Below are 428 nucleotides of genomic sequence, written 5' to 3'. Positions count from 1 at the left end.
GGCGTGACGAAGAAGCCGAGCGAGAAGACGAACACGATCATCGCCGCGCCGATGATGCCGGAGCGCGTCATCGGCACGAACACTGTCCAGAAGGTGCGCATGCGGCTGGAGCCGAGCCCGCGCGCGGCCAGGAGCACGCGGTCGTCGAGGCTGCGCATAGCCGATGCCAGCGGGAAGACGGCGAAAGGAATGAGGAAATGCGTCATGCCGACGATGACGCCGAATTCGTTGCGCACCAGCGCCAACGGTTCGGAAATGAAGCCGATCGCCTGCAGCCAGCTGTTGATCAGGCCGCGATTGGAGAGCAGCGCCACCCAACCGAAGGCACGGGTCAGCACGGAAATCCAGAAGGGAACGAGAATGCAGAACTCGGCGACCAGGCGCTGTGCCGGGGTTCCACGCACCCAGACGACGGTGATGGCGTAGGC

1 protein-coding gene is annotated in these 428 nt (G+C 64.5%); it reads right to left on the bottom strand.

Annotation, left to right across the window (positions count from 1 at the left end; all coding sequences use genetic code 11):
* Nucleotides 1-428 (bottom strand): ABC transporter permease (locus EN906_RS36980; protein WP_164777745.1); only part of this gene is annotated, 428 nt, incomplete at both ends.

This window comes from Mesorhizobium sp. M7A.F.Ca.CA.004.06.1.1 (assembly GCF_003999135.1).
Lineage (GTDB): Bacteria > Pseudomonadota > Alphaproteobacteria > Rhizobiales > Rhizobiaceae > Mesorhizobium.
Note: the sequence above shows the minus strand (reverse complement) of the source record. Positions and strands in the feature narration are given on the sequence as shown.